We start from the raw sequence: 18,696 nt of genomic DNA on the forward strand, positions 1-18,696 counted from the left end.
AATACCAAATTGGCATTTTGCGTTACAAGCCCGCCTCATCCAGCCGAAACGAGACTTTCGGAAAACCCCGCTTCGTTTCGCTTCGTCTCCCGATCGGCTGCCCGACTAAACCCGATCCGCAAGCGCCCACGACTCGACCTTCAGTCCGGGCACGCGCTCGAATTCGCGCACGTTGTTCGTCACCAAGGTTGCACCGTGGGCTTTCGCGGTCGCAGCTATCATCAGGTCGTTTGGCCCGATAGTCTTTCCGTGCGTTTCAAACTCAGCTCTAATGGATGCGTACTCTTCGGCGCACCGAGAATCAAAAGTTGTGCGCTCGAACGGATCGAGGAAGAGTTCCGTCTTCAGGAGGTTCTCCTGAGGCTTTGCGCTTTTCAGAGCCCCTAGCCGCAACTCCGCTTCGACAACGGCAGGCACCATAATCTCCCGAGGATCGTGAGATCGAAGCGCCTTCAGAACCCCCGGCATCGAGCCACGCAGAAACTCAATACACACGCACGTGTCGAGAAGCAGCATCACCAAGCGCCCCTTTTGCCGTCGAGCTCGAACGACAGCTCCGCAGGTTTGCGGAAAGTTTCGTCATCGATAGAACCGTAGAGATCCCAGTAGCCCGTCGGCCAACCGCTCGCTGCATCGTTTCGAATGAGCTCGGCAACGTATTTAGAAAGAGAGACGTTCGCAAGCACCGCTTTCTTCTTCAGCATGTCCATGGTCTCCTCTTCGAGATAGAGGGAGAGTTGGGCCACAATAGCCTCCTTTCAAGTATATTTGCAAGTATACTTGATTTATGCTCACGAGACAATGCGAGGCCTTCAAAAACAAAAAAGCCGTTTCCGCTGATGAATCCGTCCCCCGCGGCGGGTGAACGACAGCCTGGGCAAGTCACTCCCGCTCGGGGGATACCGCTTCGTGCTGCAGCGGCCTATCGTTTATTGCGGCGCACAGGCGCCGAACCGATACGAAGGAGGGAACCATGAGTATCAATACAGGTCATTCCGAGAAGTCCGGAGTAACCAGGCGATCGTTTCTTGCCGGGGCGGGAGTCGGCGCGCTCGGCATCGCTGCAGCAGGCATGTTCGGCTGCTCCCCGGCAAACGAGGAGAAGCCGAAAGCGAGCGCAGCCGAAGAAGGCTCCGCCCCAGCCGCTTCAACCAACACGACTGTCGAAATGACCGAAACCGTCGATACCGACGTCGTTGTGATCGGCACGGGAGTTTCAGGGCTGACCGCAGCCATTTCCGCTGCCGAAGGAGGCGCAAAGGTCATCGTGCTCGAAAAACTCGATGGCCTGAAAAAGGTATACGCCCACAGCATTACGGCGGTCGGCACGTCTTTTCAAAAAGAGCTTGGGGAGGACTGGACACCCGAGGAACTCGTCGCATTCTGGAACCAATACCCCGACAGCGATTCGTTCATGGACACCGACGCCCAGCTCTTCGCCGCCGAGCACTCGGCCGAATCGATCGATTGGCTCATCGAGCATGGCGTGGACATCGTCGGCGTGACCGTTCCGCCCACCAACCCGTTCCAAGTACCCGCGCGCACCTTCGTGACCAGCGCCGATCGCGATGGAGTGAAAGCCTACCTCGAGCCGCTCAAAGCCAAAGCCGAAGAGCTCGGCGTCGAATTCCGCTTCTCGACCGAAGCGACGAAGATCGTTGCCGATGCTTCGGGCGCGGTAACCGGACTCGAAACGGTTTCGGGAGATAAGGGAACGCTGTTCAACGTCAAATCGCTTATCGTGGCGGCAGGCGGATTCGGCGGCTCATCTGACCTGCTGCGCCTTTACGCTCCCCATACCCCCAACTGCTCGACCTTCGATGGCGAGTCGAAGGGGTTCGCGCTCCTGCAAGCAAAAACGGTCGGAGCCGACGTGGTAGCGCCGGGCGGTACGATGGCGTACTTCGTGAATGTCGATGGAGGATACAGCGACAACGCAGGCCAGGGACTCTTCGTCAACCGCGAGGGCAAGCGATGGGTCAACGAGAACCTGTATTTCCTCGATCGCGCCGGCATCGCTTACAAGCAGGGCATCACCGAGTATTGGGCCCTGTACGACTCCGCCCTCTACGAGCAGGTCGCCGGCCAAACCGGAGAGAAGGGCCTCGAATCGGGAACGATCGTCAAGGCCGACACCATCGAAGAGCTCGCCAAGAAGATGAACGTCAACACTGCAGCGCTTACGAAGACCGTCGAGGACTACAACGGGTACTGCGAAGCGAAAAACGACCCCGAGTTCGGCAAACCCGCCACGCGCATGGGCCGCGTGTTCGATCCCGACGACCCGAAAGAGTACGATCTCGACGTCATCGACAAGGAATTCACCTTGCTCAATCCGCTGGCAACCGCTCCGTTCTACGCCATCGACATGACCGTACAGACAACCGCCCTCTCCGGCACAACCGGCGGAATGCGCACCAATACCGACGGGCAGGTTATCGCCGTCGACGGTTCGCTCATTCCGAACCTTTACGCGGTCGGAGAATCGGCAAACGGCCACCTGATCGGATACTTCTACCCGCAATCGGGAACGTCTTTGTGCATGTGCTTCTGCTTCGGACGCTATGCCGGCGCCGCGGCAGCAGCTAACGCAACCGCTTAATCGCCCGTCGCCCGTGCTCCCCGCCAAAGCGGGGAGCACCCCTGTGCTATACTCGCCGCAAGGGGGTAGATGCTCGGATGCCGAATTCCAACGCTCGACGCGACATGCGCGCAATGAAACAATCGCTGCAAACGTTTTCCCAGGCCGCAGCATCCCAGCCCGCCGTCTGGATCGGCTTCGCCTGCGTGTGCGCCTGGCCGTGGAGCTGCACATCCGCAACGCTCGTGTACACAAATGCAGGAACCGTCGGATCACCTGTTTGGCTTGGATCGAACCTCACCTACCTCATCATCGGCATATGCGGCATAGCACTCGGCCTCGGATTCAGAAAATCGGCAGCGCGGCTTCCAAACGCCGCCGTCGCCGCCATCGCGGGCGTATGCTATGTTGCCGCTTCGGCGCTGTTCGTTTTACTCAGCAAGCTACCCCCCGACTATCTCGATCCGGGATACGCCACCATCTCCTATATCTGGCCCGCCTTCGCAGGCATCGGGCAGACGCTCCTGTTCCTCGAGTGGATGAAGGCGTTCGGCCGGACGGGGCCGAAAAAGACCATCGCCTTCGTCGTATGCGGTTCCGTACTCGGTACTGCGCTCATATTCTCGCTCAATTTCATTCCGCAGACGCTGCGCGAGCTTATGCCGGCGGCCGTTGGCGCCTGCGGTGCGCTCTGCGCCTTCCTCATGGCAAAGCGATCCGATGGCGATAACGGCGAAGAAACCCGATCAAGCGGCATCTTCCCAGAAAAGACCCGGGCGCCTTGGAAGCTGCTCGTAACGGCGGCGGTAGCGGGTTTCTCCTTCGGCACGTTTCAAAGCCTGTCGTTCTCGGGATCGTTCGGAACAACGGCCTGGTATACGTTCGGCGTTGTCGGCTTTCTTGTAGCGTCGGTGCTGTTTGCGTTGATCACCCTCGGCCTCAGAATGAACTTCAACTACATGATCTACCGAATCTCGTTCGTCATCATGGCTACAGGTGCATTCTTGTGCTTGTTCGGCACAGAGATTTCAGCGTGGGGATACGGCGTGTACTGCATTGGGTACCGATGCCTCGACATGCTTATCTGGTGCCTATGCGCCTACCTCATCCGACACAGAAGCGTTTCGCCGGTTTGGCTGGGCGGACTCGTTATCGGCACGCTGCTCTTCGGAAGGTTTTTCGGATTCGAGATGTTCACCATCCTCCACCCCCTGCCTGCTTCGACTGACGTATCGTTGCTCATAGCCACCGTTTTGTTCCTGCTCTTGCTCACCGCCCTATCGCTCGTCAGTCACAATAACCTGCTCGAAGCATGGGGCATGGCGAAACCCGGGGAAGCCCCCGGCGATTCCGAGATACTGGATTCGTCTTGCGATCAGATCGGAACCCTGTACCGATTGTCCGAACGGGAACGTGACGTTCTTCGGCGTATCGCCCAAGGAAAAAGCAGAGCCGATATCGGTGTCGACCTCGTCCTCTCAGAGGAGACGGTAAAGACCCACATCCGCCATATCTATCAGAAGTGCGGTATCCACTCCCGCAAAGAGCTTGACGAGATGGTGGAAGCGAGGGTTCGCGAAATCAAGGACGACAGGATCGATCTCACGCAGCAGGATGCGGCGGAGTAGCAACCGCTTTCGACTCGCAGCACAGAACTTCCCTTACTCGATCCCCTTACGGCAGTAAAAACGGTGAAGCGATCGGCACCTCATCGCAATCCTCTTTCGCACCGGGCCTGCGCTCAGCGTGCGGGAAACATGCGGAGCGCAGGCTTTACGGGAGTCGGTAAACGGCTTTCGCGCTAGGCGCTTTCGGCGATATGCTTGCCGGTCAGATAGCCGTACGTCATCGCGATGCTATGGCTCGCGCCGGCAATGGTCGCAGGATAGTCCGCCAAGAAGCGACCACCCTGAACGTTGCCGATGGCATACAGGCCGGGGATGACATTGAGATCGGCATCGCACACCTCGGCGTCCTTCGTTGTCGAAAGGCCGCTCATGGTTACGAGGCAGCGAAGAGCATCCTGCGAAGCCCCGCTCAAGCCAGGCTCGCCCACTGCGTAGCGAATTGCGTAAAACGGCGGGGTTTCCAGAGCGAACATACGCTCGGAGGCTTTTCCGAAATCCTCGTCCTTGCCGGCGGCGCATAGCTCGTTGTAACGTGCGATCTGCGCTTTCATGGTATCGGCGACATCGGCTTCGACCCCTAGGTTGGCCACCAGATCTTCGACGGTATCGCCCTTGGCGCTCGTCCAATCATCGATTGCATCGATATCCTCTTGCGAGATCTTGCTTTTCGTGCCGAGACCTGCCTGCATCGAAGAAAGCTGCTCGGGAAACTTCGAGTCGAAAATCTGGTAGATCACGTTGCCGGGCTGACGGATCAGCGCCGAGCCAAAATGATCGTTCGTTAAATCTTCGTTGATGTAGCGCTCACCTTTGCCGTTCAGCTGCAAAAAGGCATCGACGCCGAGCTTGCCCAAATCGCCGTGGGCCATCGCAGCATGCGGACCCGCCTCGATGTTTCCACCGACCCAGTAGCCCATGCGGTGACCGTCGCCCATATCGGCGAAGTTCCCTTCGATATCCTGATGCATATAGGTGAACGTGAACTTTTCCTTCTGGTCGTAAATCCAGGGCAGATAATGTGCAACCATCTCGTCGTTGCGCACGTAATCGCCCGTTGCCAGCACAACGCCCTTCGAAGCCAGCACCTTGGTATAGGTTTGGTCGTTGAGGTTCTGGAAGATCACGCCGACAACCTTATCGCCCTCCTTCACAAGCTGACGAGCCGGGCAGTCGAAATGCGCATCGACGTTACCAGTTTCCTGGGCCTTCTCGAAGTTCGCGAGGAATACCGGCTTTTGGCCTCCCTTGTCGGGTGCCGTGAACGAGAGCGTGCCGCTGAAGACGACTTCGTGGTCGCGCCCGTATTCATAGGGAGGATACGAGTTCTTGTTGCTCACGTACACCGTGTCTTCGCTTGGCGTCTCGTCGCCAGGATGCACCCAGACAAGACCGTCGTAGGCCGAAGCGTACCAGTCGAACGCCTCGCCGCAGTGGTCTGCCCAGTTTTTGAGAATCCTGAAATCGCTGCGATGGCTCATCTGGATCATGAGTTCATTGACAAGATCGGTCGTCTCGATATCCTCGATGCCCATCGAACGGGCGTTTTCGGTGTTGAATGCCGAGAACTGAGACGAGCGGCAATTGGGTTCGGAGCATTTTTCGATCGCAACGACCTTCACACCCCCCTCTGCCGCAGAACGCACAGCCGATACTCCGGCAACGCCGAGGCCCACTACAACAAGCTCGGTTTCAATGGTTTGCGCAATTTGATCGTCTGTGATCGGGTCGGGTGCCTGCAAAAACGAAGGAACACCGGTCGTATCCTGCCCGCCCGCTTTCCCCGTCGACCCGGCATCGGCATCCGCTGAAGCAGGTTCCCCCGCCGCGCAACCCGCAAGCCCCATTGCTCCGAGACCGAGACCGAACGCCGCCGCTCCCCCGATGAAGTTCCTTCTTGAAATCTCTTTCATGTCGATTCCTCCTTGGTTTCGATGTACCCGTGCATCGCCTAACCGATGAAAGCCCAGGCGATAGACGCACTATGCGACGGGAAACCGCAAGGGTGAAGGCGAGGAAGGGATGAGGAAGCGGGATGATTTTTCTCATACCCCACTGCTTGATCAGGGTGGATACGAGAGGCAAACATAGGGAACCGCATTCTCGAGCACGATGGGGCGCGCCGATAGTAGAATAGCGAAAGGGAGGAACATGGATACAGAACAAGCGCATACGCTCAGAGCGAAACAGGGCCAATCGATTCCGAGCTTCTGCTTCCTCGGCTTCTTTCTCATGGTCTCGTTCAGCACGTCGCTTTCACTCAGCAACTACGCGATCGACGATTCTCTCGCCTCGCAAAGCCAATTCCCCTTCGGACCGCTTACGAAAATGATCTTGTTCGCAGCAGCGGCTTTTCTTTCAACGAGGCTCACTCCGTTGCACAAAAAGCACCGTCTGCTTATCGCAGCAGCTATCGTTCTTTCGATTGGCGCCGTCCTCACCATTGCATCCCGCTCGTCGATCGGCTCAACGGCGCTCTGGCTAAACGCCTGCGGATCGATCGTCATCAGCATCGGAACCGTCCCCCTATACCTTGCATGGATGGAGCTGTACGCGAACATGGACATGCGCCACGTCCTTGCCTACTATACGGCAACGCATGCGCTCTCGTCGTTTCTCTCATTCGCGCTCACGCTCGTGAGTTCGGCTGCATTCGTCTCGGCGGTCATCGTCGCCTTTCCGCTCGTTTCGACGGTGCTGCTCATCGTCAGCTCGCGCAGGATCGAACATGTTTCCTTCGCGCAGGGTGAAGCGGTTTCGTCGGGCTGGTCGTTTCCCCTCAAACCCGTTGTGCTGTTCGCAGGCTTTACCTTCTGCAACAACTTCTTACGGGGCTTCTTGTCGGGTGCGGGACGAGGATACGCCCTTTTCGGCGTCCTGATCGTCTCGGCAATCGTGCTCGTTGTCATCTTGCTGCTGTTCAAGCAGTTCAGCATTCGCTCGCTGTATCTGATCTCGCTGCCTATGGCGGTGGCTGGTGCGCTCTGCTCGCTCATCGACCTGCCGAATGCCGCACTTGCCGGTTCGCTTCTGACCAACGGGGCGTATACGCTGTTCAGCATCTTCATCACTGCCGTCTTATGCAACATATCGTTTCGGTACGGCGTAAACCCGCTTTGGACGTTCGGATTCACGCAAAGCGCCCTCGCCCTCGCGCAGATCATTGCGCAATCGGTTCACGCCTCGTTCGACATTCATCTGCAGAATGCAACGTTTTACACCCTGTGCGTCTGCATCATCGCTACCGTGATCATCATCCTGTTCGTCGTATTCATGAGCGACAAGGACTTCACCAGCACATGGGGTATGACACTGTCCAGCAAGAAAACGGCATTCCAAGATCAGGAAGACCGCTCGAGCACAATTGAACGGGCAGCTTACATCGCCCGGATCAAAGGGCTCACCAGACGGGAGGAGGAGATCCTCGCCATGCTGCTCGACGACCGAACCATAGCCAGCATCGAAGGTACACTCTACATCTCCAATTCCACCGCGAAGACCCACATCCAGCACATTTACAAGAAACTCGATGTACACAGCAAACAAGAACTCATAGAAACGTGCGGAACGCTGTAAGATCGCGAAGCAAGATGCGATCTCACGCAGCAGGATGCGGCGGAGTAGCGCTTCGGCGACAATCGCGCCCGCAGTCAACCAACACCTAAACCCGCACGCTTCGACCCCTGGCGCCCCTAACGTGCGGGCCGGATTCTCGCAACCCGGCCCGCACGAACAAGGACGGTCCGCCTCGTTACGACTTCATGATCTCCTCGGCCACGTACACACCCGAGCCGAGTGCGAGACCCACCGACGCGCCTTCGTTGGTGTAGTACGGCACGCTGTACACGCTGCCTTGGTCGACGCCTGCAACATAGAGACCGGGGATCGGGTTGTTCTTCTCGTCCATGGCGCGCAGATGGCTGTCGACTTTCACGCCGCCGTTCGTGCCCCACGCGCTCGGCACGTACTCGAACGCATAGAACGGTGCTGTCTTGACCGCCTTCAAGAACGTCGGATCTTTCCCGAAATCGCCGTCGGCACCCGCATCGCAGAATCCGTTGTACTTCTCAACGGTGGCCTCGAGCGAATCGAGTGAGAACTTCTCCGCAATCTCGGAAAGCGAGTCCGCCTTGAGCGCCCAGCCCTCATCGATGGCCTGCGCAAGATGCGCTTCGGCGTTCTCGGGAGTCGTCTTATAGTAGTCGGCCATGGGGCCGGGCACCCAGCTTTCAGGCTGGCCGAGATACGCGAAGATACCATCGCCCTTCACGGCCTCGTAGTAGTCCGAATCCATGATCACGTACGCCTTGCCCGCGCGCAGCAGCGCCTCGCCGCCGATAGCCAGAGGGAATTGGGCGATCTTGCCCTCGTTGATGAACCGCTCGCCCGCCGTATCGGTGTACAGGCCTCCGAAGAGCCAGTATCCGTAGTGCTCGTTTACGTTGGTCCAGTCGGGGTTGAAGGGGCTTCCCTCGGTCGCAGCCGAAACGGCGCCGCATTCGTTGCCGAGCACGGCGAAGTTCCGATCCCATGCGCCGCCGGCGTCGAGCACCATGGCGATGCCCGTGCCGTCGGAGAGCGTGTTGCCGAGCGCATAGACCTTCGTGTTGAAGCGATCCATCTGCATGTCTTCGCTTCCGAGGAACCCACCTGCGCACACCACAACCGAATCAGCCATCACGTCGATGCCCTTATCGGTCTGCACGCCTTTGGCGACACCGTCTTCCATGATGACCTTCTCGGCCGCTGTACTGAACAGGAACTCGCCGCCCGCAGCTTCTATCGCCTGCACGAGCGGGGCCACGCGCTCCTCCCCGCCGGTATCGAACATATGGCGGCCGCGGAAGCCCACGCCGTACGAATCGGGGATGAGCGTCATCGGTATACCGAGATCGAGCATCGTGTTGATGGCATCGCCGGTGTGGCTGAGCGTGTTGCGCAGAAGCGCACCGTTCACGCTTGTGCGCGAAAACTCGTTCATGTAGGTGAACATGGTGTCGAGCGTAACGGTTGCGTTCTCCTGCTCCTGCAGCTTGGTTTCGCACGCGGTGGGTCCTCCGCACATCGAGAAGTTCGACATCGCGGCAGAGGGGGCCTTTTCGATCACAACGACGCTCTTACCGCCTTCGGTGAGCTTAAGCGCAGCCAGAAGTCCCGCAGCGCCCGCCCCGACGATCGCAACATCGCATGCTTTCGTTTCGCTTCCCTCCTTGCGCGCTATTCCCGCCGGGGCCTGCGCGGGAGCGTCAGCGGGTTCTGCACTGGCCGCCTGGTTTCCGCCGTTCTGCTCAGGCGAGCATCCCGCAAGCCCCAAGCCGGCCGTCAGCGCACCCGCTCCGACCAAACCGAGAAACGCCCGTCGATCAAGTTTTGCATCCATGGTTGATTCCTTCCCTGTTACGTTGCAATGGCGCAATCGTACGGAAACGGACGGCCTGCGCCATCACCTCAAAGATGCGTTTGGTGCAGCAAGGGAATGATCTGGGTATACCTCGTGAAAATCACGTTTCTGAGGTGATGCTTCCTCACGCACGCTGCGGTAGGATGGTGGTAGGGGAAACGAGGGAAGCGCTCGAAACGCAAGCTTGGCAGAACGGAGCCGTCATGAACGAACCCCGGAAAACAGAAGCGATGCTCGCGCGCTTCGCTACGTTGATCGAGCCGCGCTTTCCCGTGCGCCTGCTCGGGTTCGGGCTCGTCTACGTATGGAGCTCGTGCATTTGGGAGCTGTCGATCTTCTCGCCTGTGCGCGCAAGCGAACCGACCGGGTATCTGTTCGACATCTGGCTTCTTTCCGCCTTTCTCACGCCTGTCGCCTGCATCGCCTGCGCCCTCGCAGGGCGAAAGCGGGAGTTGATCGACCGCCCCTCGCTCATCGTCGCAAGCCCTTTGCTTGCCACGATCGGGACACTCTGCATTGCCCTGTACCCCCTGTCCGGCGAAACGTTCCAGCCGATCTTAGGGATTGCAGCGGGAATAGGGACGGGCATCGGCCCCGCCATCATCGTGGTGCTCTGGGTGGGGCTCTACGCGAAGCTCGACACCGATACCGTCGAGACGGTGGTACCCGCATCGTTCTTCGTGATCATCGTATGCATGCTCGTCATTCCCTATCTTCCGGCGGTTGCCGCGGTCGCGGTCGCCGTCCTGCTCCCCTTGGTATCGGCTGTGCTTCTGCTCATGTCGAAGCACGGCATCGAAACCGGCACGGCGGATTTCCGGGAGGCAGCGGAAACGGACGAGGATGCGAAGCCCTATCCCCTGTCGAGCATTGCGAGGATCTTCCTTTTGATCCTCGTGGCCTACGCGATCAGCTGCACCATACCCTCGTTGCAGCAAGACATTGAACTGGTCGTGCCGCCCGTCGCCGCCAACATCATCGGAATCCTCTTCGCCATCGCCGTTTCGCTGGCCATCGTGCTGTTCTCCTCGCGCATCGACCTCGACGCGTACTTTCGGTGGATGTCGACGCCGCTTATCCTCTCGGTCGTGCTCACGGCCTTCTCCGACCCGCTAGCCATAACCGTCGCGTCGATCCTGGCGAATGCGATGTTCACGAGCCTCGAGATCATCATGATCCTGTATTTCATCCGCCTCGCTCGCAAGGTGCACCGCCCCGTATCCCTGTTCATCGGAATCGGCGCATGCGCAACGTATTCGGGATTGCTCATCGGCTACCTTCTCGGTGCCGAGTGGGCGGCGCTCGCCACCCGGCAGACGGCGAGCGTCGAGCTGTACTGCCTCGTTCTCATCGGCGTGTTCGCTTTCGCGATGCTGCTGGTGCCCCGCAACGATCCGGCGTGGTCGGGCATGCCGCCTGCAAAGCCTGCTCTCGAGGAGGCACCGAGCGATCCTCAGCGATCATTCGTCTCGATCTGCGACGAAATCGCCGAACAGTACGCCCTTTCCAAGCGGGAGATCGACGTGTTCAGGCTGCTGGCCCAGGGGCGCAGCCAGCCCTACATCCGCGATACGCTCTTCCTGTCCAAGAACACGGTGTCGACCCACATACGCCATATCTACCGCAAGCTCGACATTCACTCGAAGGAGGAGTTGATCGATTTGCTGCAAAAGGATGCCGAGCGGTAGTCCGATCGCGTCCGCTGCAAGCGTGCGTGCTACAGCGCCCGCTTGATCTCGGCGATCGAATAGAGGCTGCCTGCTGCGCACACAAGGCCCTCATCCCCTGCCAGCTCACGGGCTTTTGCGACCGCATCGGGAATGTCCTTCGCGACATAGGGGGCCGTGCAGGCCGAACATCCGAGCAGATCTTGGCCAGTCCAGCGGATGGCACGGGCGAGTTTTGCGGCGGGCAGCGCCCGCGGATTCGGCGGCTCGATGGCGACGAAGGCGCTCCCGAGCGGCAAAAGCTCCTCGAGCATCTCGGGATACTCCTTATCTTCGAGCACGCCGATGACGAACACCGCCTTGCGACCGGGAAACGCCTGTCTGAGCGAATCGGCGAGCGCGCGGGCTCCCTGGGGATTATGCCCGCCGTCGACGACGAACGTCGGGTGCTTCGCCACGATCTCGAAGCGCCCGGGCCACACGGCTTGCGCCAATCCGATGCGGAGCGCCTCATCGGACACCGCCCAACCGCGCTTGCGCAGGGCCTCGATCGTCTCGATGGCGAGTGCCGCGTTGTACGGCTGATAACTGCCGATCAGGCCGATTTCGAGATCTCTATACTGTTTATACGAAAAAATACGAACATTTGTTTCACGTGAAACATCGCTCGCCGAACCGCGAGCACCCGCGTCGACGCAAACGGCTTCGCCTTCCACGACCATGCCCCCGTTCGACAGCTCGGCGAAATCGGGCACAGCCAAGGGCGCATCGAACTTGAGGGCCGTCGCCTCGATCACGCTCATGGCATCGGGTTCCTGCGGCCACGACACCACGGGTACGCCTTGCTTGACGATGCCCGCCTTCTCGCCTGCAATCTCTGCGAGCGTAGTGCCGAGAATGCCCGTATGGTCGAGTGCGATGCGCGCGATCACGCACGCCTCGGGCGACTCGATCACATTCGTCGAGTCGAGCCGTCCGCCCAGACCCACTTCCACAACCGCGATATCGCAGCCTACCCGCGCAAAGTGCACGAATGCGACGGCACAGGCAAGCTCGAATTCGGTTGGATGATCGTCCATGGCTTCCGCCTGATCGCGCACCGCAACCGTAGCTGCAAGAAAGTCATCGGGCGAAATACGTGCGCCGTCGACGGTGATGCTGTTCTCGTACGCCCCGATCGTCGGACTCGTAAACATGCCGACGCGCAGTCCGGCAGCCTGCAGCACGCTTGCGGCAAACGCGGACACCGAGCCCTTGCCGTTCGTACCCGAAACGTGCACGATGCCGTACGCTCGCTCGGGATGGTCGAGCCGTTCGACGAGCTCGGCGATACGGCCAAGCCCCAACTTGCTCGCACGCCATGCGGGGTTTTCGAGATACGCTACTGGGTCGAACGACATAGTCATCCTCATTTCACTTTCGCACGCTGCTCGGAAAACACGATGAACGCGATGAGCGGCAACCCAATGATCGATACTAAAAGCGCGTAGCCCAGCACGACGCTTCCGAACAGAAAGCCCGTCTGGATGACGGCAAGAAAGAACAGCAGCACCGGCATGAACTGCGCGTTGAGGTTTTTTGCAAAAAGATAGCCCGTGTCACGCTCGACGAGAACCGCTTCGTCGAGATCGCAGACGCCAAGATCGCGCCGCATGAAAGCGGGGATGCCGACGATCGGGTCAATGTCCGCCTCGCGGGCGATCGTATTCGTTTCCCGAATCCTTTCGAGCGAATCGATGGGAAGAGCCCTCGCCTTCGCCTTGGCCTTTCCGTGCCGCAAGATCACTTTGTCGGACTCGTCTATACCGAGGTGGACCATCGCCGAACGGGGCAGCCTTACAACATCGCGCCCCTCGTCGTTGTCGTACGGACGGCAGCTTTTGAGAAGAATCGAACTGTTCCCCACCACGAAACCCGAAATCGCCTTCGGCACCCCCGAGAGGAAGTGCGCTGATTCGTCGAACGCCGAAGCGGTTATCTGCACGGCGTCGTAACCGCATTGCCGCAGATCCCGCCTGATCGTCTTCTGTTCTTCGTAGGACTCGGGGACGAACTGGGGTGCGCGCTCGTAACAGGCGATTATGCGCTGCTTCGTTTCGGCATCGACACCCGCTTCGTCAACCAACCTGCGCATCACCTCATCGAGCGTGCATGGGGGCACGCTCAGATTGAGCAGCGTTCGCTGGTACCGGCTCAACCGCATGGTTTTCGGGGCAAGGCTTTCGTCGACCTCAATCTTGTCAAACGGAATGTAGCACAGGGCGCCCGTCGCCAGATGGTTCAACCGGTAGTAATGCCGACGCTTCGAGGAAAGGCCGTCCTCGATGGCCCCCAACTCCCGATAGAGGTCTTCGGACAGGGCGATGCAGCCCTCCCTCACCTTGTCGATCCGCTGGACGGCCACGTGTTCCACCAATAAGGTGCTCGTGTGCTTGCGCACCGATACGCATACGCGGTCCTGCGCGTCTATGCCGAGGACTTCCATAACCCGCAGCGTCGTTTTCGCCGTATTGCAGCCAGCATCGGAAGCGAAATCGTCGTCCTCGTCCGAAGCTGCGATGACAAGACAGCATTCGGCCGATCGGGAATCACCCTTTCGCGCAACGCGCACGAGCTCGCGATTGATAAACCCGTGCTCGCGCGCCCACGCGGCGCTCACATCAATCCTGTTGGAGGGCACGAAGGAATCGGCTTTACCCGCTATGACAACCGATGCCGACGCCTCGCCGACGCCCGTGGCAACCGCGCGCTCCGCATCAGCGCCCGCCATCGCTTCCACCTCCCGCTATCGAAGCGATATGCGCGATGATCTCCTCTGCCACGTTCACGCCGCAGCATGCCCGTATCCCTTCGAACTGGGCGTTCGAATTGACCTCGCAGAAAACCGGCCGACCTCCTTCGCCGAACAGAATGTCGACGCCGGCGAAATCGAGCCCTACCGTGCGGCAAACCGCAAGAGCCATAGCCTTAAACGATTCCGGAGCATCGAACGCCTCGGCCGACGCCCCGCGCACGATATTCGCACGAAAATCTTTACCACCCGACGATCTGAGCATGCCCGCAACCACGCGATTGCCAACCACCTGCAGCCGCGCATCGCGCCCGACGCTCGATGCGACGAAGCGCTGCAAGACGGCAGGACGGGTTCCGAACGAATCGAGGACGGCAACGAGTTCTTCGCGCGCGTGCACCAGATGCACCTGTTCGCCGAACGAGCCGCTGCTCTCCTTCGCCACCAACGGCAAACCGAGCCGCTCGATCGCCTGATCGGGAAAGTCCTCCCTGCCCCACGAAGGAGGCTGGAAGGAGAGGGGAACCACGATGGTATCGGGCATCTCGATGCCGCGGGCCGCAAGCGCAAGATAGGTCAGAGCCTTGCTGTCGCACACCTCGATGGCATGCGCGCTGTTGCATACGCGAAAACCGCCCATCTCGAGGCGCTTTGCCAGATTGACGTCCTTGTCCCAAAACAAAACGAAATCGGGTCGTTCGTCGGGCGGTACGGTCGAAAAGTCGACGGGAGCCAACTCGACGTTCGTTTTCACGGAAAGGCCGATAGCCGCTTCGCGGGCGGCGTCGACGAGATGGGCATAGGTTGCCCTGAAACGATCGCTTCGCAAAAACCCGTTGACAACGAGCCAGCCCCTCATCGCAGCACCTCGTTCAATCGCCCCACCGCTTCTTCGAGGGCATCGCACACGACCGAAAAATCCGAGCGCTCCCCCTCTTCGAGAAACAGTCTCACGTTCATTTCGATCTGAAAGCAGAGCGCAGGCGATCTTCGGGCGACGTCGGCGGATACGGTTCGGGGGCCTGCAGCAGGGAAAATCGCATCCACCGTCACCGGCTCGATCCCGCGAGACTCGAAGGCCCGCACGATCTCGTCCGTCAGCTCGAACCGCCCGTCGACGTTACGCCCGTGTCCCGTACCGATCTCCACCATCGACTGATGGCGATCGCCCATCTCGTGCAGGTCGAGCACCGCCCGCACGCCTCCGTCGCGCACGAGACGCACGATCTCGTCGCGATAGTCGCTCGCTTCGTCGTAGTTCGGATCCTCCAGGGACGCCCCGCACCGGTAGATGGCCGGGCAGCCCATGCGATCGTGAAGCAGCAGGGCGAGCCGGCCCGCATCGGGCTCGGCGCACTTCACCGCGCCGTTGCGAGCGTGCTCGACCCGATGCGGGGCCGAGACGAGCACGGCTCCATGCCCCGCCAGAACAACGTATGCCGAAGCCGCCTCGGATGCCCGGTGCTCTCCGGATATGAGATCCATAGCGGCACTCCTTGCTAACGCGCGGTCAGTCACCCCATTATACTGCGCTCAGGTAATTCGCGATGCCCTTGGCTGCACGCTTACCCGCGCCCATGGCGAGAATGACCGTCGCTGCACCGATAACCGCATCGCCGCCCGCGAACACGCCAGGAACCGAGGTTGCACACGTTTCCTCGTCGGCTACGATGAGGTGGCGCGGAGTGGTTTCCAAGCCGGGCGTCGTATCGGCGATAAGGGGGTTGGTCTTCGAGCCCACGGCGATGACGAGCATATCGATATCGATCACGAAGTTGCTGCCCTCGACCTCGATCGGACGACGACGCCCGCTCGCATCGGGCTCGCCGAGCTCCATCTTCACGCATTCGAGACCGCTCACCCAACCTTCATCGGTTCCGAGCACGCGAACAGGGTTCGTAAGCATCTGAAACTCGATGCCCTCCTGCTCCGCATGGTGTATCTCCTCGTTGCGGGCGGGCATTTCTTCCTTACCGCGACGGTACACGATCGTCACTTCGGCACCGAGACGGCGGGCGGTGCGAGCGGCGTCCATCGCAACGTTTCCGCCGCCGACGACCACGCATCTCTTGCCCGCGTACACCGGCGTGGCGTACTCGGGGAACTTGTACGCCTTCATGAGGTTCACGCGGGTCAGAAGCTCGCTTGCCACCATCGATCCGTTGAGGCCTTCGCCCTCGATGCCCAGATACGACGGAAGGCCCGCGCCCGTTCCCACGAACACCGCGTCGAAACCCATGTCGCCCATGAGCTCGTCGATGTCGTAGAGCTTGCCCACAAGCGCGTTCACTTCGAACGATACGCCCAGATCGGCGATGGCCGACACCTCTTTGGCCACGAGGTCCTTCGGGAGACGGAACTCGGGGATGCCGTAGGTGAGCACGCCGCCCACCTTGTGGAGCGCTTCGAACACGGTCACATCGGCGCCGCACTTCGCGAGCTCGCCCGCGCAGGTGAGCGATGCGGGACCCGATCCCACAACCGCCACGCGCTTGCCGGCAAGATCGTGGCCCGTCGCGCAGGCGGAACCGCTGCGGTATTCCGCAAGCGCCGCAGCCGCCTCTTCGGGATGGGCGAACGCCCAATCGGCTACGAACCGCTCAAGGCGGCCGATGCCCACCGGCTCGCCGTTCTTGCCGCGGGTGCACACGCCCTCGCACTGGTTCTCCTGGGGGCACACGCGCCCGCAGATCGCCGGCAGCGTGTTGGTATCCTTCACGACCGCGTACGCACGGCCGAAGTTGCCCTCGCCCACCTCGCGGATGAAATCGGGAATCGGCACGCCGACCGGACAACCGCTCACGCACGGTTTGTTCGGACAATGGATGCAGCGGAGCGCCTCGTTGACGGCGTCTTCGGCGCTGTAGCCCTGCGCGACCTCGTCGAACGTCTGCGAGCGAATCGTCGGATCGAGCTCGGGCATGGGAGTCTTTTCCTTTTGCCTGTTCACCTGAAGCTTCTTCTCTTCGGCCATGGCTACTCCCCTTTCCCGTTCATGCAATCTCGACCCTCGTGCGCCTCGCGAGCCGCGCCTTCGAACGAGCGGTACATGACGCCGCGGCGCATCGCGTCGTCAAAATCGACGAGATGACCGTCGAAATCGGGGCCGTCGACGCAGGCGTGAAGGTACTCGTCGCCCACCTTCACACGGCAGCCGCCGCACATGCCCGTACCGTCGATCATGAGCGGGTTCATGGACACAAGCGTTTTGATACCGTAGGGCTTCGTGGTGGCGGCCACGAACTTCATCATGATGACGGGGCCGACGGCCAGCACCAAATCGTAGTCGGCACCCTCGTCGATGCGCTGTTGCAGAGCTTGGGTAACGAGGCCTTTGTTGCCGTTGGAGCCATCGTCGGTCATGATGATCTGACGGGTGGAGTTCTCGTCGATCTCCTTTTCGAGCAGTATGAGATCCTTGTTCCTGAACCCGGTGATCACGTCTACCTCAACGCCGTGCTCGTGAAGCCACTTCGCCTGGGGAAACGCGATCGCCGTTCCCAAGCCGCCGCCGATGACGCACGCCCGTTTGGCGCCTTCGAGTTCGGTGGGGTTACCGAGCGGCCCGGCGAAATCCAGAAGCGCTTCTCCCGCCTTCAGCGTTGCGAGCTTGCCGGTGGTGGCGCCCACGGCCTGGAAGATGATGGTCACGGTTCCGGCTTGAGGATCGCAATCGTTCATCGTGAGCGGAATGCGCTCGCCGCTCTCGTCTATACGGAGCATGATGAACTGCCCGGGCTTGATCTTCTTGGCGATTGCGGGCGCCTCGATAACCATGCGCGTAACTTCGTCGTTGAGTGCTTCGACTTCTTTGATGGGATACACGGCGGTCTCGTCCTTCTCGTCTTAGATGCAAAACAGCACCGCGCTTGTACGGGCACGGTGCCGCTTAACTAATCGGTGTCGACGAACGATTATAGCAACTTCCCTACACGGGAAATGTTTCTAAACGGTTAAAGGAGCCTAAACACCGCATACTGCATGCGAGCGGACGCCGATGCCCGCCCGCATGCCGCCTTGCGTAAAAACGGGCGCAGATGCCTAAAAGCATCTGCGCCCGACGAACCTCCGAAGCGGTGTTTACGCCTGCTGCTTCTTGATGTTGAACGCCAAAACCGCGCACAGGATGACGATGAGCAGACCGACGAACTGGGACAGGGGGAACGACCCCTGCATAATGCCGAGCACTGCGCTCGCGATGGACAGGATGACGCCGATGATCGACAGCACGAAAAACGGTCCGATCTTCTGGGGGTTCTTCGCGCCGCGCTTGCCGAGCAATCCGAGGATCAGATAGACGACGCCCGAAACGAGGGAGCCCACGCCCAAAATCACCGAGACCGCCGCCGCGTCCAACGCCGACCCGTCCACGTCGATCGCCTGGCCGGCGATGCCGGGAAGCGATGCCCCGAAGCACAGAAACGCGCCGAGCAGAATCATGAGGATCGCGTAGATGATCACGATGATGGATACAACCTTCAACGCTTTCTGAGAACCTGACATTCGTTTTCCTTTCATCCCAGCCTTACGATTCGCCGCACAGCGCGCATCGCGCTTGCGCACTGCCCCGACAAGGCGCAGCCGCATCTGCGGCAAGACCGTTCCTAGGGTAGCACCGCGCAGAAAAACCG

General features: G+C 60.1%; 15 protein-coding genes. 4 read left to right on the top strand and 11 right to left on the bottom strand.

What is annotated here, in order from left to right; translation table 11 throughout:
• Window positions 1-105 precede the first annotated feature (105 nt).
• Together C1722_RS09450 and C1722_RS09455 are read right to left on the bottom strand one after the other, a co-directional pair.
• Window positions 106-516, bottom strand: a complete 411-nt coding sequence (locus C1722_RS09450; protein WP_102379008.1) for a type II toxin-antitoxin system VapC family toxin — start codon at window positions 514-516, stop codon at window positions 106-108.
• Window positions 516-746, bottom strand: a complete 231-nt coding sequence (locus C1722_RS09455; RefSeq protein WP_102379009.1) for an antitoxin — start codon at window positions 744-746, stop codon at window positions 516-518. Before C1722_RS09455 ends, C1722_RS09450 begins: the two co-directional genes overlap by 1 nt.
• Before the next feature lie 227 nt (window positions 747-973).
• On the opposite strand from C1722_RS09455, the gene C1722_RS09460 reads away from it, so the two are divergent.
• On the top strand, window positions 974-2,602 hold the full coding sequence (locus tag C1722_RS09460; protein ID WP_102379010.1) for an FAD-dependent oxidoreductase: 1,629 nt from the start codon (window positions 974-976) through the stop codon (window positions 2,600-2,602).
• A gap of 113 nt (window positions 2,603-2,715) precedes the next feature.
• Window positions 2,716-4,209, top strand: coding sequence for a response regulator transcription factor (locus C1722_RS09465; protein WP_180995115.1), 1,494 nt, complete (start codon window positions 2,716-2,718; stop codon window positions 4,207-4,209).
• Window positions 4,210-4,382: 173 nt separating this feature from the next.
• Here the strand turns inward: C1722_RS09465 and C1722_RS09470 are convergent, their stop codons facing one another.
• Complete coding sequence (locus C1722_RS09470) at window positions 4,383-6,119, bottom strand: FAD-dependent oxidoreductase (RefSeq protein ID WP_102379012.1); 1,737 nt, start codon at window positions 6,117-6,119, stop codon at window positions 4,383-4,385.
• 238 nt (window positions 6,120-6,357) lie between these two features.
• Here C1722_RS09470 and C1722_RS09475 point away from each other — a divergent pair, with 238 nt between their 5' ends.
• Window positions 6,358-7,782: a response regulator transcription factor gene (locus C1722_RS09475; RefSeq protein ID WP_180995116.1), complete on the top strand. Its 1,425-nt coding sequence runs from the start codon at window positions 6,358-6,360 to the stop codon at window positions 7,780-7,782.
• Window positions 7,783-7,957: 175 nt separating this feature from the next.
• On the opposite strand, the gene C1722_RS09480 is transcribed toward C1722_RS09475, so the two are convergent.
• A complete protein-coding gene (locus C1722_RS09480) occupies window positions 7,958-9,586 on the bottom strand; it encodes an FAD-dependent oxidoreductase (protein ID WP_102379014.1) in 1,629 nt (542 codons plus the stop codon).
• A 224-nt stretch (window positions 9,587-9,810) separates the two neighbouring features.
• On the opposite strand from C1722_RS09480, the gene C1722_RS09485 reads away from it, so the two are divergent.
• Entirely contained in the window at window positions 9,811-11,295 is a 1,485-nt protein-coding gene (locus C1722_RS09485) for a helix-turn-helix transcriptional regulator (RefSeq protein ID WP_180995117.1), read from the top strand.
• Window positions 11,296-11,324: 29 nt separating this feature from the next.
• Here the strand turns inward: C1722_RS09485 and C1722_RS09490 are convergent, their stop codons facing one another.
• The 7 genes from C1722_RS09490 to C1722_RS09520 all read right to left on the bottom strand — a co-directional run bounded on the left by C1722_RS09490 (window position 11,325) and on the right by C1722_RS09520 (window position 18,568).
• Window positions 11,325-12,674 (bottom strand): bifunctional folylpolyglutamate synthase/dihydrofolate synthase, encoded by a 1,350-nt coding sequence (locus tag C1722_RS09490; protein ID WP_102379016.1) that lies wholly within the window; start codon window positions 12,672-12,674, stop codon window positions 11,325-11,327.
• 8 nt (window positions 12,675-12,682) lie between these two features.
• Complete coding sequence (locus tag C1722_RS09495; protein WP_146040638.1) at window positions 12,683-14,044, bottom strand: hypothetical protein; 1,362 nt, start codon at window positions 14,042-14,044, stop codon at window positions 12,683-12,685.
• Window positions 14,031-14,924, bottom strand: coding sequence for an ATP-grasp domain-containing protein (locus C1722_RS09500; protein WP_102379018.1), 894 nt, complete (start codon window positions 14,922-14,924; stop codon window positions 14,031-14,033). The genes C1722_RS09495 and C1722_RS09500 overlap by 14 nt, the downstream gene beginning before the upstream one ends.
• The gene (locus C1722_RS09505; protein ID WP_102379019.1) at window positions 14,921-15,550 is read right to left on the bottom strand and encodes a hypothetical protein; all 630 of its coding nucleotides are present in this window, start codon (window positions 15,548-15,550) and stop codon (window positions 14,921-14,923) included. Before C1722_RS09505 ends, C1722_RS09500 begins: the two co-directional genes overlap by 4 nt.
• A 37-nt stretch (window positions 15,551-15,587) precedes the next feature.
• Complete coding sequence (gltA, locus tag C1722_RS09510) at window positions 15,588-17,039, bottom strand: NADPH-dependent glutamate synthase (RefSeq protein WP_102379020.1); 1,452 nt, start codon at window positions 17,037-17,039, stop codon at window positions 15,588-15,590.
• A gap of 2 nt (window positions 17,040-17,041) precedes the next feature.
• Window positions 17,042-17,890 carry a sulfide/dihydroorotate dehydrogenase-like FAD/NAD-binding protein gene (locus C1722_RS09515; protein WP_102379021.1) on the bottom strand — a complete coding sequence of 283 codons (849 nt, stop codon included), beginning with the start codon at window positions 17,888-17,890 and terminating at the stop codon, window positions 17,042-17,044.
• A 255-nt stretch (window positions 17,891-18,145) separates the two neighbouring features.
• Window positions 18,146-18,568, bottom strand: coding sequence for a hypothetical protein (locus C1722_RS09520; RefSeq protein ID WP_102379022.1), 423 nt, complete (start codon window positions 18,566-18,568; stop codon window positions 18,146-18,148).
• Between the last annotated feature and the right edge of the window lie 128 nt (window positions 18,569-18,696).

Origin of the sequence: Raoultibacter timonensis (genome assembly GCF_900240215.1) — a bacterium.
Classification (GTDB): domain Bacteria; phylum Actinomycetota; class Coriobacteriia; order Coriobacteriales; family Eggerthellaceae; genus Raoultibacter; species Raoultibacter timonensis.